The sequence below is a fragment of the Actinoplanes sp. NPDC051633 genome (assembly GCF_040681735.1).
In the GTDB taxonomy this organism is placed as follows: Bacteria; Actinomycetota; Actinomycetes; order Mycobacteriales; family Micromonosporaceae; genus Actinoplanes.
Genome location: NZ_JBFAZH010001689.1, coordinates 1 through 1,252, shown reverse-complemented (window position 1 = coordinate 1,252; position 1,252 = coordinate 1). Strand labels below are relative to the sequence as shown.

The following is a 1,252-nucleotide window of genomic DNA, read 5'->3' as shown; positions in this document are numbered from 1 at the left end:
CGCCCAGCGCGGCCGCCCGGCGGTCGGCCCGGACGTTCAGCGCCAGGCTGACGTGTGGGAGCCAGGCGCCGGGCACGTGCAGCGGGTTCGCGCCGCTGCACGACTGCCAGACCGCGGCCTGCAGGGTGCGGAGCTCGCAGGAGGCGACGACCTCGCGGACGAGGGCCTTGCCGAGCATGCGTACCCCGCCGAGCGTGACCGGCAGCGGCAGCCCGAAGTCGAGGTGCTGCGGCACCGACTCGGCGGCGACCAGGGTGAGATGCGGCCGGTTGGTGGGGTGGGTGTGCGTGGCGAGACTGGGCAGCCCCGCGGCGTGCAGGCGGTGCCACAGGCTCCGGACGGCCGTCTCGAGGTCGTCGCTCAGGAGCAGTTCCACGGTGTGCACCCATAGAGGATCCCACCATGAGCGAGGGCCCGGGCAGATACGCCCAGGCCCTTCTTCTACTCAAATCAGCTACAGGTCCTTTCGCTGGAAGGCGAGTGCGGCCAGGCCCAGGACCAGCGCCACCCAGATGGCCGCCCAGGCGAGGTAGAGACCGGTCAGCGGATTCATGCTCAGGAACGGGGATCCGTTGAACTGCGGCGCGAACTGGGTCATCAGCGTGGAGTCCTGGAAGGAGTGCATCGCGCCGCGCCACAAGCCGTCCGTGGGCAGGATCATCCGGGAGACCGTGCCCACCTGGGCCAGCCGTTCCTCGCCGATCTCGTGGCCCGCATTGCCGACCACGCCCGCGATCCAGGTCGCGCCGAACAGGCCGACGGCCACGATGCCGGACGCCATCGGCGAGATCGCCGTCGACAGCAGCAGGCCCAGGCTCAGCAGCACGACCGTCTGTGCCGCCAGCAGAGCCAGACCGGTCACCGGATGCGGCGGCCAGTATCCGACGGTGACCCGGACGATCAGGATCTGGGCCGACCCGGCCAGGGCCACGAAGCCGGCGCCGAACGCGGCCAGGCCCAGCCACTTGCCGAGCAGCACCGTGGTGCGGCGGACCGGCCTGGTCATCACCGCGAGGACGATGCCTGACTCGATCTCGCCGGAGAGCGTCGGCCCGGCCAGGAACGCGGTGCCCAGCGCGGCGATCAGGCTGAGGCCGAACATCACCAGGTTGATCACGTTGGAGGCGGCCAGGCGGGACTCACCGGTGGTGAACGAGCCGAACTCCGAGCCCAGCGTGTGAAAGCCCCACGCGCTGAGGGAGAGCAGCAGGACGGTCAGCACCACCAGGGAGCGCAGCACCTTCCGGCGGGC

At 70.9% G+C, this 1,252-nt stretch carries 2 protein-coding genes; both read right to left on the bottom strand.

The window, feature by feature from the left end; translation table 11 throughout:
• Positions 1 to 385, bottom strand: a 385-nt coding sequence (locus AB0M20_RS44350) for a 2'-5' RNA ligase family protein (RefSeq protein WP_364307586.1), incomplete at its 3' end; no start/stop codon positions are given.
• 69 nt (positions 386 to 454) lie between these two features.
• Positions 455 to 1,252, bottom strand: a 798-nt coding sequence (locus AB0M20_RS44345; RefSeq protein ID WP_364307584.1) for an ABC transporter permease subunit, incomplete at its 5' end; no start/stop codon positions are given.